At 35.3% G+C, this 17,357-nt stretch carries 15 protein-coding genes; 11 read left to right on the top strand and 4 right to left on the bottom strand.

What is annotated here, in order from left to right:
* Nucleotides 1–40 precede the first annotated feature (40 nt).
* A complete protein-coding gene (gene trpA, locus QLS97_RS08660) occupies nucleotides 41–802 on the top strand; it encodes a tryptophan synthase subunit alpha (RefSeq protein WP_282715936.1) in 762 nt (253 codons plus the stop codon).
* Between the two features lie 273 nt (nucleotides 803–1,075).
* Entirely contained in the window at nucleotides 1,076–1,585 is a 510-nt protein-coding gene (locus QLS97_RS08655; RefSeq protein WP_282715934.1) for a GNAT family N-acetyltransferase, read from the top strand.
* A 124-nt stretch (nucleotides 1,586–1,709) separates the two neighbouring features.
* On the opposite strand, the gene QLS97_RS08650 is transcribed toward QLS97_RS08655, so the two are convergent.
* Complete coding sequence (locus QLS97_RS08650; RefSeq protein WP_282715932.1) at nucleotides 1,710–2,267, bottom strand: DUF4494 domain-containing protein; 558 nt, start codon at nucleotides 2,265–2,267, stop codon at nucleotides 1,710–1,712.
* Nucleotides 2,268–2,480: 213 nt separating this feature from the next.
* On the opposite strand from QLS97_RS08650, the gene QLS97_RS08645 reads away from it, so the two are divergent.
* The 4 genes from QLS97_RS08645 (at nucleotide 2,481) to QLS97_RS08630 (ending at nucleotide 7,198) form a co-directional block, all read left to right on the top strand.
* Entirely contained in the window at nucleotides 2,481–3,107 is a 627-nt protein-coding gene (locus QLS97_RS08645) for a TetR/AcrR family transcriptional regulator (RefSeq protein ID WP_428831782.1), read from the top strand.
* On the top strand, nucleotides 3,097–4,443 hold the full coding sequence (locus QLS97_RS08640) for a TolC family protein (protein ID WP_282715930.1): 1,347 nt from the start codon (nucleotides 3,097–3,099) through the stop codon (nucleotides 4,441–4,443). Before QLS97_RS08645 ends, QLS97_RS08640 begins: the two co-directional genes overlap by 11 nt.
* An 11-nt stretch (nucleotides 4,444–4,454) precedes the next feature.
* Nucleotides 4,455–5,534, top strand: a complete 1,080-nt coding sequence (locus tag QLS97_RS08635; RefSeq protein WP_282715928.1) for an HlyD family secretion protein — start codon at nucleotides 4,455–4,457, stop codon at nucleotides 5,532–5,534.
* Between the two features lie 80 nt (nucleotides 5,535–5,614).
* Nucleotides 5,615–7,198, top strand: a complete 1,584-nt coding sequence (locus QLS97_RS08630) for a DHA2 family efflux MFS transporter permease subunit (protein ID WP_282715927.1) — start codon at nucleotides 5,615–5,617, stop codon at nucleotides 7,196–7,198.
* Nucleotides 7,199–7,269: 71 nt separating this feature from the next.
* Here QLS97_RS08630 and yaaA read toward each other — a convergent pair whose 3' ends face one another.
* Nucleotides 7,270–8,028 (bottom strand): peroxide stress protein YaaA, encoded by a 759-nt coding sequence (gene yaaA, locus QLS97_RS08625; protein ID WP_282715925.1) that lies wholly within the window; start codon nucleotides 8,026–8,028, stop codon nucleotides 7,270–7,272.
* Nucleotides 8,029–8,199: 171 nt separating this feature from the next.
* Between yaaA and QLS97_RS08620 the strand changes: the two genes are divergently transcribed.
* The 4 genes from QLS97_RS08620 (at nucleotide 8,200) to QLS97_RS08605 (ending at nucleotide 11,288) form a co-directional block, all read left to right on the top strand.
* Nucleotides 8,200–8,721, top strand: a complete 522-nt coding sequence (locus tag QLS97_RS08620) for a GNAT family N-acetyltransferase (RefSeq protein WP_282715924.1) — start codon at nucleotides 8,200–8,202, stop codon at nucleotides 8,719–8,721.
* Between the two features lie 3 nt (nucleotides 8,722–8,724).
* Complete coding sequence (locus QLS97_RS08615; RefSeq protein WP_282715923.1) at nucleotides 8,725–10,002, top strand: MFS transporter; 1,278 nt, start codon at nucleotides 8,725–8,727, stop codon at nucleotides 10,000–10,002.
* 26 nt (nucleotides 10,003–10,028) lie between these two features.
* Complete coding sequence (locus QLS97_RS08610; protein WP_282715922.1) at nucleotides 10,029–10,802, top strand: sulfite exporter TauE/SafE family protein; 774 nt, start codon at nucleotides 10,029–10,031, stop codon at nucleotides 10,800–10,802.
* Between the two features lie 75 nt (nucleotides 10,803–10,877).
* The gene (locus QLS97_RS08605; protein ID WP_282715920.1) at nucleotides 10,878–11,288 is read left to right on the top strand and encodes an iron chaperone; all 411 of its coding nucleotides are present in this window, start codon (nucleotides 10,878–10,880) and stop codon (nucleotides 11,286–11,288) included.
* A gap of 24 nt (nucleotides 11,289–11,312) precedes the next feature.
* Here the strand turns inward: QLS97_RS08605 and QLS97_RS08600 are convergent, their stop codons facing one another.
* Nucleotides 11,313–12,845, bottom strand: coding sequence for a SulP family inorganic anion transporter (locus QLS97_RS08600; RefSeq protein ID WP_282715919.1), 1,533 nt, complete (start codon nucleotides 12,843–12,845; stop codon nucleotides 11,313–11,315).
* A 384-nt stretch (nucleotides 12,846–13,229) separates the two neighbouring features.
* Here QLS97_RS08600 and QLS97_RS08595 point away from each other — a divergent pair, with 384 nt between their 5' ends.
* The gene (locus tag QLS97_RS08595) at nucleotides 13,230–14,648 is read left to right on the top strand and encodes an amidohydrolase family protein (RefSeq protein ID WP_282715917.1); all 1,419 of its coding nucleotides are present in this window, start codon (nucleotides 13,230–13,232) and stop codon (nucleotides 14,646–14,648) included.
* A 94-nt stretch (nucleotides 14,649–14,742) separates the two neighbouring features.
* On the opposite strand, the gene QLS97_RS08590 is transcribed toward QLS97_RS08595, so the two are convergent.
* Nucleotides 14,743–17,211: a zinc-dependent metalloprotease gene (locus QLS97_RS08590; RefSeq protein WP_282715916.1), complete on the bottom strand. Its 2,469-nt coding sequence runs from the start codon at nucleotides 17,209–17,211 to the stop codon at nucleotides 14,743–14,745.
* Nucleotides 17,212–17,357 lie beyond the last annotated feature (146 nt).

The following is a 17,357-nucleotide window of genomic DNA, read 5'->3' as shown; positions in this document are numbered from 1 at the left end:
AAGGTTTTTAGAGCCTTGCAAATCTGATAAAAAACACAAAATGAACCGAATAAATCAAAAATTACAAGAAACCAAAAAGATACTTTCCATCTATTTTTCGGCTGGATACCCTAACTTAAATGATACAGTACAAATCATTCAGGATTTAGAAAAAAGCGGTATCGATATGATTGAAATCGGATTGCCGTTCAGCGATCCATTGGCTGATGGACCTACGATACAAGCCAGTTCAACACAAGCGTTGCATAACGGAATGACCACTCAAGTGTTGTTTGACCAATTAAAAGACATCCGCAAAATGGTTTCAATTCCTTTAGTGATTATGGGGTATTTCAACCCGATGTTGCAATACGGAGTAGAGAATTTCTGCAAGAAATGTGCGGAAATTGGAATCGACGGATTAATCATTCCTGATCTTCCTGTTGATGTTTATGCCGATGACTACAAAGCTACTTTCGAAAAATACGGATTGAAAAATATATTCTTGATTACGCCACAAACTTCTGACGAGCGCATTCGTTTTATTGACAGCGTATCGGATGGATTTATCTATATGGTAAGTTCGGCTAGTGTTACGGGTTCGCAATCGGGTTTTGGAAGCATCCAAGAAGCCTATTTCAAACGCATTGCAGCAATGAATCTAAAAAACCCACAAGTAATAGGATTTGGAATCAACAATGCAGAAACCTTTAATCAAGCCACGCAATTCGCCAAAGGAGCAATTATAGGAAGTGCTTTTATTACGCATTTAACTGAAAATGGAACTGGAAAGATTGAAGAATTTGTAAAAGCGATTCGATAAAAAATTTTTTTACATAAGATTAAGAGGCGTTTAAAGTTGATTTAAACGCCGGTTTTTATACCCAACTCCGCAAAGTGTTCTTCTAAAAAATAAATTTCTCGTGAATGCTGCGCAAAGTCAGAGACATTTGCACAGCATTCACAATAAGCACCTAGGAAAGCAAGGATATTCTTCAAAATAATAAATACATTCTACAGTACGTATTGTGCAAAATTTAAAGTTTGTTTTGTACTTTTAAAACATACTCATTAACAAAAAACTTAAATTACAATAATGAATTATCACTTTAGAAAAGCGGAACTATCTGAAATAGCTCCAATATGGGAGATTTTACAACAAGCTATACAACGCCGAAAAGAAGACGGCAGTAATCAATGGCAAGACGGCTACCCAAATCCAGAAGTTATACAAAAAGATATTGAAAAAGGAGAAGGATTTGTTTTGGTTGACGGAGAAACTATCATCGGTTATAGTGCGGTATTAATCAATAATGAACCTGCCTATGAGAAAATTGAAGGAAACTGGCTAACGAATGATGATTTTGTTGTACTGCACCGCGTAGCCATTTCGGAGAAGTATTTAGGTAAAGGCTTGGCTAAAATGATTCTCAAACAAATAGAAGAATTTGCGGTAAGCAACAACATTTACAGCGTAAAAGCAGACACTAATTTTGACAACATCGCTATGATGAAAATTTTTGAAAAGTCGGGTTATACGTATTGTGGAGAGGTGTTTTTCAGAGGAAGTTCTAGAAAGGCATATGAAAAAGTCTTAGGGAAATAGGACTAATTGAAATTATGAAAAACTTAAGGTTACAATTAAAAAACCGCAAGTTCGCAGATAAAAATAGTCAGCAACTGTTTCTATAATTTGCGAATTTGCGGTAATTTTTTTTAAATAACTTATCTTAAACTACAGCTTCTTCTTCAGGAGCCGTTTCAAATTCCATGTGATCTACAATCTCTGCTACTGCTTCCGGTTTAGAACCTTTGAGTGCATTGAATCTTTCTAATTGTTCCAGTTCCCCTTCTTCCCCACTGAAATAAGGAAAAACATCCATAATAGGAGATTCCGAAATTGCTGGTATGGTGTAGTCTCCCATCGTGCCTTTCATCACACTAGTGGTGTTATCATAAGCCTCTTTGACATCGTTAGCTTGCACTAATAAATACATATTGGTCTTGCGTTCCTTGCCGCTTTCTTCATCATACGCCAATAAGGAAACTTTAGATCGAAACCAACGATCCGCATTTTCGAAAGGATGAATCTCAGCATAATTGGCTACTTTTATATTCGTGATTTTGAATTCTTCACTGATATACGCTGACATTTCTTCATTGATTCTGCTTTCTGCTTCTGTGTAGGATAACGCGTCTACCAAGTACGGTTCTGTCGTAATCTTTTGTCCGCCAGTTTCATCCGTTTTTCTATATTTTACTTTGCATTCGTACCAAGTTGTGCTCATTTCTTCTTTTTTTAAGGATGTCAAAGATAGATTTAAAAGGAAAAAAAAAGCATCATTCCTAAAATAGATATTCACAATTTCAGATGAAGATTCCTGTTGCTATAAACTTCATTCTGGTTTAATTTATAATGTTAAAATTATGTTAAACAAAAACTAAACAGTTGTTTAAATTAAACACTTGTTTAGTTTTGTTTTTGAAAAAATTAAATTCCATTGAAAAGTAATTTTAACGATAAACAAATTCAAATTCTTGAGGTTGCAGAAACACTTTTTGCAGAGAAAGGATTTGACGGTACTTCCATTAGAAACATAGCAAAAGTGGCAAAAATCAATATTGCCATGGTTTCCTACTACTTTGGTTCCAAAGAGCGATTATTGGAATCGCTTATTGTGTACAGAACTTCGGATCTTAAAAATCAATTGGAAAATTTATTGCAGGAAGATCTGGAACCTATTGACAAAATCAATAAGCTGATTGAACTGTACATCAATAGAATCAATAGTAATCGTGGTATTTATAGAATTCTACACTTCGAATTCACCTCCAAAAAAAGAGAACAAAATCTCCAGGCTTTTTCTGAATTAAAAAAAGGAAATTTAAAATCCCTTGAAACCATTATCGAGGAAGGCCAGAAAAAAGGCATTTTCAGAAAAGACGTTATTATTCCACTTATCGCACCCACGATTCTAGGTACTTTCTTTCATTTTCATATGAACAAACCTTTCTTCGAAAATTTATTAAACTTGAAAACCGAAGATTTGTACAACAATTACATCAAAACCAATTTGACAAAGCACATTCAACAAACTATAAAAGCACTTCTGATATATGAAAGTTAGTCAATTAATGCTCTTTGGGATTTTCTTTATTGGAATTTCATCTGTAGCAGCACAGGAAAAAACAAGTTTAACATTGAACGAAGCCATTAATTTGGCTTGGACCAAGAGCAATGAAGTTACTCTGGCCAATACAAAAGTGAAAACTAAAAAGTACGAGCTGCAATCCACAAAAAACAATCAATATCCAGATTTGAAACTTTCAGGTCAATACCAACGATTGGCAAATGCATCGGTAGATTTTAAAATCAATCAAAATAATTCCGGTTCACAAGAACCGCTTCCAATAGTAAATCAATTGATGATTGGACAGTTGAACGCCAGTGTTCCTGTATTTTCTGGTTTTAAAATCCAAAACAGCATCAAAGTATATGAGAATCTTTATGAGGCTGAAATGGCAACAGCATCACAAACCAAAGAAGAAATCGCTTTGCGCGTAATTGATTATTATGCCGGTTTATATAAAGCGCAAAAAACAATTGAACTGCTGAAAGAAAATCAAAAAAGTGCACAACAACGTGTAAATGATTTTATCGAGTTAGAAAAGAACGGAATTATTCCTAAAAACGACCTTTTAAAATCACAATTACAAGCCTCAAAAATCCAATTGTCATTAGACGAAACGAATAATAATTTAAAAATCATTAATTTTTATTTGGTTACGCTTTTAAAATTAAATCCAGACACCAAACTGGAGATTCGTGAAAGTGATTTTGCTGATTTTCAAATGACTAATATCCCAACAAATGAGTTGCCGGCATTAGAAAATCGTAAAGATTTAGAAGCCATTCGATTTCAGGGAAAAGCAAGTGAGGCCAATATCAAAATAGCTAAAGGTTCGTATTATCCTGCAATTGCAATCATTGGCGGTTATACTACATTGGACTTGAGCAATGTTATCACTGTACAAAATGCGATGAATATTGGCGTGGGTATTTCCTATGATTTGAGTGCCATTCTTAAAAATGGAACGCTGGTAAAACTGGCTGAGAATAGATTTCTTGAAGTGCAAAACTCAGAGGCCATACTGACGGATTATATTAAAGTTCAGGTTCAAAAAGCAATTGAAGATTACGATTTGGCTTTAAAACAAAATGTAGTTTACGGACAAGCAGTAGAACAATCATCGGAAAATTACCGAATCATAAAAGATAAATATGACAACGGCCTTTCGGATACGAATGATTTACTGGAAGCTGATGTGGAGCAACTGAGTTCAAAAATCAATAAAGCATTGGCGCAAGCAAATACCATTCAAAAATACTACGAGTTACTATCGGTAACTGGTCAATTATCACAAACCTTCAACATCCCGATAGCTATGGGGACAAAAAACTAATCATACCTACCATGGAAAAGAAAAAAACAAATACAAAATTTATTATTATCCTAGTGGCTTTGGTAGTTTTAGGTGGAACTTACGGAACTTATAAATACATGCATTCCTTGGCTCACGAAGAAACAGACGATGCGCAAATTGAAAAAAACATGAATCCTATTATTCCAAGAGTTTCGGGTTATGTGGATAAAGTGTACATCAAAGACAATGATTTTGTAAAGAAAGGCGATACTCTTTTTACTATCGATAAAAGAGATTACCAACTAAAAATTGAAGAGGCTAATGCTGCAATGGTTGGTGCTGAAGGCAGTTTTGAAGTTTCTAAAGCGGATATTGGAAGTGCTTTAGCCAGTATTTCAGTTTCTGATGCTAACGTGCAATCTGCGGGTGGAAATATCGAATCGGCAAAAATTAGATTGGATCGCATTACGAATGATTATAACAGATATAACAATTTGTACAAAAGTCATTCGATTACAAAACAACAATACGAGCAAGCTTTGGCTGCAAAACTGGAAGCAGAAAGCCAAGTACGCGTTTTACAACAACAACAAAGAGCAACTGCTTTTCAAAAATCGGTTATTGTAGCTAAATCAAAGGTTTCAGACAAACAAACTGAAGTGGCTGCTGCCAATATCAAAAGAGCCAAAGCGATACTTGATGCGGCAAAATTGAATTTAACCTACACTGCTATCACTGCTGCGATTGACGGTCAGGTTTCAAAAATTGACATTCAGCCGGGACAATTAGTACAACCGGGACAATCGTTGTTTTATATTATCAATAACAAAGAAGCTTGGGTAATTGCTAATTTCAAAGAAACGCAATTGAATAAAATGGTCATTGGTCAAAAAGTAACTGTAAAAGTAGATGCCTATCCCGGATATGATTTTCAAGGTGCAATCACTTCGTTCTCACCTGCTACTGGCTCTCGATTTTCATTACTTCCTCCTGATAATGCTACAGGAAACTTTGTAAAAACAATCCAAAGGTTACCCGTTAAAATAAGTTTGAACACATCAAATGATCCTGAAAAAATAAAATTACTTCGCCCGGGAATGAATGTGGATGTAGATGTGCATTTAAAATAAAATTCAACCTTTTGGTGATTTCTAAAATGTCAAAAACGGCAATACTTTTAAGAAAATTATAGTTTACAATTTAGTATAAAATGGTACAAACAGGAGAAGATGATTTAGTAGAATATGGCTTTAGAAGAGTCATAATTACCATTACAGCCGTTCTTTGTGCTATGCTTGAAATTGTAGATACTACAATTGTAAATGTGGCATTAAACAATATGCGAGGCAGCCTTGGTGCGTCACTTACTGATGTGGCATGGGTGATTACGGCTTATGCTATTGCAAATGTGATTGTGATTCCTATGACGAGCTGGTTGTCACAACAATTTGGGCGTCGGAATTATTTTGCGGTTTCTATTATTATTTTTACCGTCGCTTCCTTTTTATGCGGGAATGCCAATAATATTTGGGAATTAGTTACTTTTAGATTCATTCAAGGATTAGGTGGTGGCGCTTTATTAGTTACTGCGCAAACCATAATTACCGAGAGTTATCCAGTCGCCAAAAGAGGAATGGCGCAAGCTATTTACGGAATGGGAGTTATTGTAGGACCTACTCTTGGACCGCCTTTGGGAGGTTATATTGTCGATCATTTTTCATGGCCTTATATCTTTTACATCAACATTCCTATCGGAATTATCGCTACTTTACTAACGCTGTCTTTTGTAAAAAGCCCTAAATATGGCGACAAACTTAAAGCCAGTCAGGTCGATTGGTGGGGAATCTTTCTTTTGACCGCTTTTATTGGTTCGCTACAATATGTTCTGGAACACGGCCAACAAGACGATTGGTTCAATAATAATACAATTGTATTGTTATCTGTTATTTCTGTTTTTGGTTTATTGCTCTTTATTTGGAGAGAACTCACCTATAAACATCCCATTGTAAACTTAAGAGTTTTAAAAGATACCAATTTGAGAATAGGAACCATCATGTGTTTTATACTTGGTTTCGGATTGTATGGTTCCACCTTTATCATCCCAATTTACACACAATCCGTGTTAGGCTGGAGTGCTATGGACGCTGGTTTATTGTTAATTCCAAGCTCCATTACTACCGGAATTATGATGCCATTCATTGGTAAAATGATTCAACGTGGCGTGCCGCAAGCCTATATGGTGGCTGCCGGATTTTTATTGTTTTTCTTTTTTACGTATTGGATGCAACAAGTCATCACACCCGATTCTGGTGAAGAACATTTATATTGGCCATTGATACTAAGAGGAATTGGACTGGGATTGTTATTTGTTCCTATTTCTACACTTTCTCTCTCTACCTTAAAAGGGAAAAGTATTGGTGAAGGTGCTGCTTTTACCGGAATGATGCGACAATTGGGAGGGTCTTTTGGTATTGCCATTATTACCACTTTCCTCGCCCGATTCAATCAGGAACACCGTGTAAACCTAATTTCTCATCTCAATGTGACTTCGTTTGAAGTACAAAAAACAGTGCAACAACTGAAAATGGGATTCATGTCCAAAGGCTATTCTGAAAATGAAGCTTTGGCTAAAGCCTATAAAGCCATTGAATACAAAGTAATGGTTCAAAGTTCCGTATTATCGTATATGGATATTTTTCTATACTTAGGCGCATTGTTTTTATTTTGTATTCCTTTTATTCTTTTGATAAAAAAAGGAAAAAACAAAATAAATCCTGCCGATGCAATGCATTAAAATTCAAGCATAAAAAAAAAACGGCGTTATCATTATGAAAACGGCGTTTTTTTTTATTTGTTTAAAAAATATTAACGGGTAAAAACCAAATGATTTCCTTCCGATACATTAGCATCAAATTGATAGCCATCGTAATTGAAACCTTTTAAATCATCTATCGTTTGAGCATTGGTATCAATAATATAACGCACCATCATGCCCCTTGCCTTCTTTGCAAAAAAACTGATTATTTTTAATTTTCCATTTTTGTAATCTTTGAATTCCGGAGTAATGACTGGAACTTTCAACGCCTTGACATCAATTACCGAAAAATATTCATTGCTCGCTAAATTAACAAACAACTCGCCTTTTTCAAGCTCTTTATTTAAAGCTTTTGTAACGGTTGGCTTCCAAAATTCATACAGGTTTTTGCTTTCGCCAATGGGTAATTTGGTTCCCATTTCCAGTCGGTAGGCTTGAATCAAATCCAATGGTTTCAGCAATCCGTACAAACCGGATAGTATTCTCAAACGATCTTGTAATACTTCTATTTTTTTTTCTGGAATCGAATAAGCATCTAATCCAATGTACACATCTCCATCAAAAGTATACACTGCCGGACGTGCATTTGAAGTTGTAAAAGGGGTTTTCCAATCTTGATTTCGTTTCCAGTTCAAATCAGCCAGTTTATCCGAAATACTCATTAAATCCGATAAATCAGCAGGCTTTTTTTCTTTTAAAACTTTATGAACTTGTCGCGATTCTTTTAAAAATAAAGGTTCGGTGTGCAATTGAGTGGGTAACTGTTTTTCAAAATTCAACGACTTGGCTGGCGATATTACAATTTTCATACACAATACTCTTTCGAGCTCTTTTTATTAATTCTTCCAAAAGTACTAATTGAAATCAAGAAATCAAGAATCTTTAAACTGATTTGTTTAATAGTGCCATAGATAATGAAAATTGTTCCCTAATTTAATTATTTTTGAGTTGTAAATAAACCAACCTATTTTTCTTTAATTATGAACCCAATTGAAATTAAAAAAGCAACACTATCAGATTTGGAAATAATCCAAAAGATAAGTATCCAAACTTTTACAGAGACTTTTGCAGCTGTAAATACGCCCGAAAATATTGCCAATTATATAAAAGACAGCTTAAATACGGAACAATTAACGGCTGAATTGAACAATGCAAACTCCCAGTTTTATGTAGCGTATTCGAATACAGAAGCTGTTGGATATTTAAAAATAAACTTTGGTGATGCTCAAACCGAAACCATCAACGAAAATGCTTTAGAAATACAACGAATTTATGTTTTGCAAACTTTTCATGGAAAAAACATTGGGCAACTGTTGCTTGACGAAGTAAAAAACATTGCAAAAAGTACTAGTGTTGATTATATTTGGCTCGGTGTCTGGGAAGAAAATCACAGAGCACTTCGATTTTATGCTAAAAATGGATTTGTTGTATTCGACAAACACGTTTTTACATTAGGAAATGACGAACAAACCGATTTATTGATGCAACTTTTAATCAAGTAATACATGACCAATACGTTATCCTCTGAAACAGAAAAACCAGTCCGAATCCTGAATGCTGCCGTAATTGTGGCCGCACTAGGTTATTTTGTTGACATTTATGATTTATTGCTTTTTGGAATCGTTCGTACTGATAGTCTTAAAGATTTAGGAATAACCGGTGATGCTATCAGGAATCAAGGAGAATTTTTGATTAGTATGCAAATGTTCGGGATGCTTTTTGGCGGTATTCTTTGGGGAATCTTAGGCGATAAAAAAGGACGAATTTCTGTTTTATTTGGTTCTATTTTGATTTATTCTGTTGCCAATATTGCTAACGGAATGGTAACCACCGTTGATGGATACGCGTTCTGGAGATTGATAGCGGGAATTGGACTTGCAGGAGAATTAGGTGCCGGAATCACTTTGGTAACCGAAAGTTTGCCCAAAGAAAAACGGGGTTACGGAACGATGATTGTAGCATCTGTAGGAGTTTCGGGAGCCGTAGTTGCTTATTTAGTCTACCAGGTTTTCCAAGATTGGCGTTTGTGTTATTATGCAGGAGGCGTTTTAGGGCTTCTATTATTATTCTTACGAATCAGTATTTCTGAATCGGGAATGTTCAAAAAAGTACAAGAAAGTGAAGAGAAAAAAGGTGATTTCTTGTCTTTATTTACCAATAAAAAACGTTTTTCAAAATACATCCAATGCATTCTTATCGGAATTCCGTTGTGGTTTTTGGTAGGCGTATTAATCACTTTCTCTCCTGAATTTGCTAAAGCATTAGATGTTCAAGGCTTCGAAACGATTGCAGCAGGAAAAGCAATTGCTTGGTGTTATGGCGGATTGGTTTTTGGAGATATTGCCAGCGGATTATTAAGTCAGTGGCTGAAAAGTCGAAAAAAAGTAATGTACTTGTTTCTGACTTTTAATCTGATTATGGTTTTTATGTTCCTAAATGCTTTTGGAATTTCAGCATCCACTTTCTATATACTTTGTTTTATCATGGGCTTTTCCGTAGGCTATTGGGTACTATTTGTCACTATTGCAGCAGAGCAATTCGGAACCAATATTCGTGCAACCGTGACTACAACAGTTCCAAATTTTGTTCGAGGTTCGTTGCCGCTGATTATTATCATTTATGGCTTTTTCAGAGACACTATTTTTGATGGAGATATTCTGAAATCGGCTATGATTGTTGGAACACTATTATCGATAATTTCAATTTTGGCACTTTGGAAATTAAAAGAAACCTTCCATACGGATTTGAATTATTCCGAAAACGAAACGCAACCTTTGCTATAGCTTTCTTATTTTAAATCTAAAATGAAATGGAATACATCATCATTTGTCTTGCTGCATTAATAGGTTCTGGCTTGACATTATTTTCCGGTTTTGGGCTTGGAACATTACTTGTTCCTGTATTTGGGCTATTTTTCCCTATCGAAATGGCTATTTTACTTACCGCAATAGTTCATTTTTTAAACAATCTTTTTAAATTATTTTTATTGGGTAAAAGTGCTAATCTAAATGTTGTTTTGCGTTTTGGGATTCCTGCAATTATTTTCGCATTTCTTGGCGCATATGTACTTTCCTTATTGACAGATATGCAACCGCTAACGGATTATCAAATAGGAAATCAGACTTTTGAAATTATGCCAATAAAACTAATTATTGGAATTGTGTTGTTATTTTTCGCTCTCTTTGAAGTCGTTCCTAGTTTTGTCAACTTACAGTTTGACAAGAAATACCTTCCTGTAGGAGGAATTTTGAGTGGTTTTTTTGGTGGTCTTTCCGGAAATCAAGGTGCTTTAAGAGCCGCATTTTTGATAAGAGCTAATTTATCCAAACAATCTTTCATTGCAACCGGTGTGGTAATCGCTTGTTTAGTGGACATTTCCAGACTAACTGTTTATTCGAAACAAATACTGAATAATCAAAGCCAATTTGATTACACTTTACTGACTCTAGCCACACTTTCGGCATTTATTGGAGCTTATTTTGGCAATAAATTACTAAAAAAAGTTACCTTAGTAACCATTCAAAATATAGTGACTTTTATGCTTATTCTATTTGCTATTCTATTAATAATTGGAATTATTTAAACTTAAAAACAGCTTTTTTAAATTCAAATTAGAGGACAATGGCTTTTACGTATTGATTAGAAAACTAATTTAAGAATGAAAAATAATTCAAAAATAAAAATAGCTATGACTAATTTCACTGACAATAGTAAAGGCAATGATGTTGATAACTATTTAATTAAACTACCAGAAAATCAAAGAATTACTTTAGAGAAAGTACGAAAAATCATTAAAACAGTAGCACCAGAAGCTGAAGAGTTTATTAGTTATAAAATGCCTGCCTACAAATTTCATGGTATGTTGTGTAGCTTTGCTGCATTTAAAAATCATTGTAGTTTTTATCCATGGAATGCAACTACTGTCGAACAATTTAAAGACGAATTAAAAGATTTCAATTTAGCCAGTGGAACCATCCGTTTTACTCCTGAAAAACCAATTCCTGAAGCACTTTTAAAGAAAATTATTCAAGCGAGAATGAAGGATAACTTAAACAAGTCTAAAAAATAACGGTATAACAACAAATCCTAAAAACTAATCGGCAACAATTTTATAAGTAGGATCTTCCAATATATTTACGTCTATCACGGTATCAGCATTTTTCAATAACGTTCTGCAATCAGCACTTAAATGTCGTAAATGAACCGTTTTATTGAGCTTAGCATACCGTTCCGTAATTTTATTCACAGCATCAATCGCACTCATATCAGTAATTTTACTTTCTTTAAAATCAATAATTACTTCGTTCGGGTCATTTGTAACATCAAATTTCTCCGAAAAAGCAGTTGTTGATCCAAAAAATAAAGGCCCATATATTTCATAATGCTTCACTCCTTTTTCATCAATGTATTTCTTGGCTCGAATTCTTTTGGCACTTTCCCAAGCAAAAACCAAAGCAGAAATAATTACTCCAATTAAAACGGCTAGAGCCAAATTATGCAATACAATAGTTATCAATGCGACCAATACTCCAACAAAAATATCGTGTTTGGGCATTTTATTGATGATTCTAAAACTCGCCCATTCAAATGTCCCAATTGCCACCATAAACATAACACCAACCAAAGCCGCCATAGGCAATTGTTCAATTATTGGGGCACCAAATAAAATAATTCCAAGGATAGTCAACGCAGCAATTATTCCAGACAATCGCGCTCTGGAACCAGCCGAAAGATTCACTAAAGTTTGAGCAATCATAGGACAACCACCCATCCCGAAGAAAAAACCATTTAAAATATTCGCACTTCCTTGCGCAATACATTCCCGGTTTCCGCTTCCTTTTGTTTCGGTGATTTCATCCACTAAATTCAACGTCAACAAGCCTTCTGTTAATCCAACCGAAGCCATGATTAAAGCGTACGGAAATATAATTTGCAACGTTTCGAAGTTTATGGGAATATTAGGAATATGAAATGGCGGAAAACCACCGCTTACTGAAGCAATATCACGTACGGTTTTGGTTTCGATACCAAAGAAAAAAACCAATGCAAACACCACAATAATGGCAACTAATGACGCTGGAACTGCTTTTGTTATTTTAGGAAGCAACACCACAATTCCTATTGTCAACGCAACCAAACCCAGCATAATCAACATCGGACTTCCAGAAAGCCATACGCTTTGTCCGTTGACAATGGTTTTGAATTGTTCCAATTGCGACATGAAAATAACAACCGCTAATCCATTCACAAATCCAAACATTACGGGCTGTGGCACTAAACGGATGAATTTTCCGAATTTAAAAACGCCTACTAAAATTTGTATAATCCCCGCTAAAGCAACTGTTGCAAAAACATATTCTATCCCATTTGATTTCATCAAAGCGATTAAAACAATCACGGTTGCTCCTGCTCCTCCTGAAACCATTCCGGGTCGGCCTCCTATTATTGCGGTAACCAATCCCATTATAAAAGCGGCATATAAGCCTACTAATGGCGGGAATCCAGCTAATATCGCAAAAGAAAGTGACTCGGGAATCATGGTCATAGCGACGGTTAATCCTGCTAAAATTTCCGTCTTGTAGTCAACAACTTGCTTAAAATCAAATAATTTAAAGTGTTTTTTCATGCTATAGATAACTTGGTCTGTAAATAGTGATATTAGGATTTATAGAATCAAAATCCCGGTAGAAGTCAATAAAAATAATACAAAATTGTATAAATAAATTGATACAAAGGACTCGTTCGAAGTATTATAACTCAGAAAAAAAATTAAACTTGTTTTTCAAAGAGTGACAAAAATAAAACTTTTTATTCGATGTGTAAAATAGAAATCGGAATTGCGTAAATTTGGCAAAAATTTACCTTTACTTGAAATGTTCCTGAAAATTTATGATTTTGTACCCTAAATAAGTGGTAATAAATTGATTTTGAAACTCATACATTGGTTAAAAATACTCACTTATTAATTGAAAAATTTGGTAAACCCATTCTTTCGATAAAAATTTAAAACATGAAATTAATATATACTTTCCTTTTTATAACCGTATTGAATAGTGCTTATTCTCAAGCTCCAAATGACTATTTTGAAAAGATTAGAAATAATGAAGCGGAACTAACCGCTTTCTTTTCCCAAATGCCAAAAGGGGGCGATTTACACCACCACTATTCTGGTTCTATTTATGCTGAACCTTTATTACAACGCTCTATTGCTGATGATTTTTATCTCAATACCGAAACGATGGATGTTTTAAAAGAAAAACCATCAACCGGAAACTGGGAACAATTTTCAACATTAAAAAGCAACGGAACATTAGACGTTTACAAACAACAAATCATGCAAAAATGGTCTGTAAAAGACTATAATTATGTGGATTATCCATCGGATAAATTGTTTTTTGAATCCTTTATGAAGTTTGAACCGGCCATCAAAGGGAATTTTGGACAAGGTTTATTGGAACTAAAAAATAGAGCTATTTCGGAAAATGTCAGTTATATTGAAACGCAATTATCTACGATTCCAACAACGATGATTACCGATGATTTGACGCAATTCAATTCCAGATTGCGAAAATTGGCTTTGGCAAAAGATGAAAAAGCCATTACTAAGTCGCTTGATTCGTTATACAATTCATTGCTGAAAAAAGATGCTGAATCCTATGCCACAGCGTTCAACACAAATTTTGTAGCTAAACTTCACAAAGACCTTAAAATTGATGACAAACAATTTACAATGCGGTATCAAAATTTTGTCTTGCGTTTCATGGAACCTGTAGATTTATTCAAAAATCTGGTAATCGCATTCATTTCGGCAGATGGAAGTCCGCTGATGGCGGGTGTCAACATTGTTTCTCCGGAAGATGGCGAAACCTCGATGAAAGATTATTGGTTGCACATGATGATGTTTAAATACTGTCATTCCCGTTATCCAAATGTAAAATACACGATGCATGCCGGCGAACTGACGCTGGGTTTAGTGCAACCGGAAGAGCTGACTTGGCACATTGGAGCAGCCGTTTATACAGCTGGAGCCAATCGTATCGGTCACGGAGTAGCTATGGCGTACGAGAAAGATTCGTATAATTTATTGCGCTACATGGCTAAAAAAACCATTCCTATCGAAATTAACTTAGTGAGCAACGAATTCATTTTGAAAGTGAAAGAAAGCCGTCATCCGTTGACCTTGTATAAAGAGTTTGGTGTTCCTATCGTAATCAGCACGGATGATGCGGGGATTTTACGCACCAATATGACCGAGCAATATGTTTTGTTAGCCAAAAGATATAAGGACGTTTCTTATACGGATATCAAGCAATTTGTTTACAACAGTATTAATTACAGTTTTATAAAAGAAGCTTCCGTAAAAAAGCAATTGCTTAAAGATTTAGACTCCAGATTTAAGGCTTTCGAAGCTAATTTTCCAATGAAATAAATCGTTTTCATAGTATAAAATCCTTTTTTATAACACCAAAAAATCCGCTTTCTAGCGGATTTTTTTTAGTGAAACAGAATTTGTTACACTCTGATTATTTTGGATTTAAGATCAACTCAATTCTTTTGATAGCATCTTCATAATGGTATTTTGTTTCTGCATTCACAGCTCTGGTTTTAGCAACTGATAAAGTAGATTTTAAAGCAGTCAATTCACCTCTAACCAATCCTCTCACATCCGATTGCGCCACATTATAATAGTCCGAAGGACGACCTGATTTAATTTCTTCTTTCATCAGATAACTCATTCTTTCAATATAGGCACGTTGTAAATTTCTTCTGTAAATAGTCACATTCGAACCTAAACCGGCTTCTTTCCAAATTCCTCTGCGCATATCACCCAATAAATCCAACGCTTTATAATTAGCAGTACCCATTATTTCGGCATCCATCAATCGGCCAATGCGCTCAAAACTCATTACACTATTCAAATGTCTGGCTTGTAAATTTCTAAAACGCTCTGTGTAACCGGAATAATCAATATTTTTCAATGTGCTCACATTTACCAACCATGTTGGAGATGCAAAAGCATTGGCCTGCAACCATTGCATTGCTTCTTGTTGCTTTGCTTTTGGTACAATATCGTAAATACTTCCTTTTTGGTTTGGCTTTTTAGTAGCTTCATAAACACCTCCAACATTGGTCACCACATGCCCTACATACCTGCTCCATACATCCATCATCTCTTTGTACAACTCATCTAAATCCTCGTAATTGTTAGTCACATCACTCGTCCATTCTGGTAAATGTGCCGCTACATATTGCAAGTTTTTAAGTCCGTAAGTACCCGCTTTCATTGAATTATTTCCAATATCTTCCGTTTGTGAAGACGGGTCAAAGCTACTGCTTTGTTTCCCGAATTTATAAATAGGATTTCCGGCTTTTTCCATAATCCATTTGTCTAATGTAGGCACTTCAACCTCTGGTGAAGTCGCATTTGGAATAACTCTGTATCCCCAATTAGTAGCATAATGATCGTAAGGTCCCATTTGGCGTATAAAACGAACGTTTTTATCTCCAGGTTGTGCGATGTAATTAAAACGGGCATAATCCATCAAACTGGCTGCGATTCCGTTTTTCTGTGTAAAATCACCATTTCTGTAATTTTCAGTGTCATAAGCGCAACTTGCACCCATGTTATGAGGAAAACCAAGAGCATGACCTACTTCGTGAGCGATAACCATACGCATCATTTCACCCATTTCTTCATCACTTGTATTCAATGTTCTTGCTGTAGGATTTGCAGCTCCCGTTTCTAACAAATAGCGATTTCTGTACGAACGCAAATGGTTGTGGTACCAAATTACATCACTCTCGATAATTTCTCCCGTTCTGGGATCAGAAACGCTGGGTCCAACGGCATTACGAGTCGTACTTGCCACATAACGAATTACAGAATAACGGATGTCTTCCGGGCTAAAATCAGGATCTTGTTCCTTCGTTGGTGCGTCTTTGGCGATAATTGCATTTTTAAAACCAGCAGTTTCAAAAGGCTTTTGCCAATCTTCAATTCCTTGTTTGATATACTTTCGCAATTTTTCAGGTGTAGCAGGATCTAAATAATATACGATAGGTTTTATTGGTTCAACCAGTTCACCTTTTGAGTAAGCGACAGGATCTTTAGGCTCCAATTTCCAACGACGGATATAAGTTTTGCTATCTGATTTCAATTCGTTGCTTCCATAATCGATTTGATTCATCGTAAACCATCCCACACGTGGATCAGCTAATCGAGGTTGCATTGGTTTTTCAGGCAATAAAATCATCGACTGATTCATTTGGATGCTAATCGTTTCTGAATCTTCCTGAACAGGCGGTTTAGAAGCGTTATAGGTGAAATCCTGAATCACTTCAATGTTCATCGGGAAACTTTTCATCGTATTGATAAAACTGCGGGAATCATCCATTCCTTTTACTTTGTAGGTTTCTCTCATTTCTGCTGATAAACCGCTGATGGCTCTCACATCAGTACCATAAAATTTAGTCACATCAATCACCGTATTTGCAGAATCTTTGCTGAATGCCACGATATCAAAAGCAAATAAGGTAGGCTCATAATTATTAGATTTCACCGAAATACTGATAGGCAAACTGTCATTGGCAACCGCACTGAATGATTTTAACTTGATAAGGATTTTATCCTGAAAACGCTGCCAAACTATCAATTGCTCATTGGTTTCGGAGCCAGCATTTACATATCCGCCACCTAAATTAGAAGGCAGTTTAGATAACCGACTCACCAAAAGCATGTCTTTATCCAGGTATTTATTAGGGATTTCGAAGAAATATTTTTTATCTACTTTGTGTACCGTAAACAATCCTTGGTCAGAAACGGCGTCTTTAGTAATTACCTTGCTGTATTCCTTGATAGTGGTTTCCGGTTTCTTTTCGGGAGGAGGAACGACAGCGGCATTTTTATCTTTTTTCTTTTTGGACTGTGCAAATTGGGTGGTGGGCACAAGCATCGCTGCAGCAATTGCGGTTAAAATGAAAAGTTTCTTCATTTAGTGGTTTTTTAATGGTTAATCAATATCAAAAATAAATTTTAGTGCCAGTAAATTGAATAGTATTCATTGGTTTAACTTTTAATTAACAACCGTCCTATTTCTTGTTGTACATTTTATACTGGAATCAGTATCAATGTTTTCCT

The sequence above is a fragment of the Flavobacterium yafengii genome, assembly GCF_030010375.1.
Taxonomy (GTDB): Bacteria; Bacteroidota; Bacteroidia; order Flavobacteriales; family Flavobacteriaceae; genus Flavobacterium; species Flavobacterium yafengii.
Note: the sequence above shows the minus strand (reverse complement) of the source record. Positions and strands in the feature narration are given on the sequence as shown.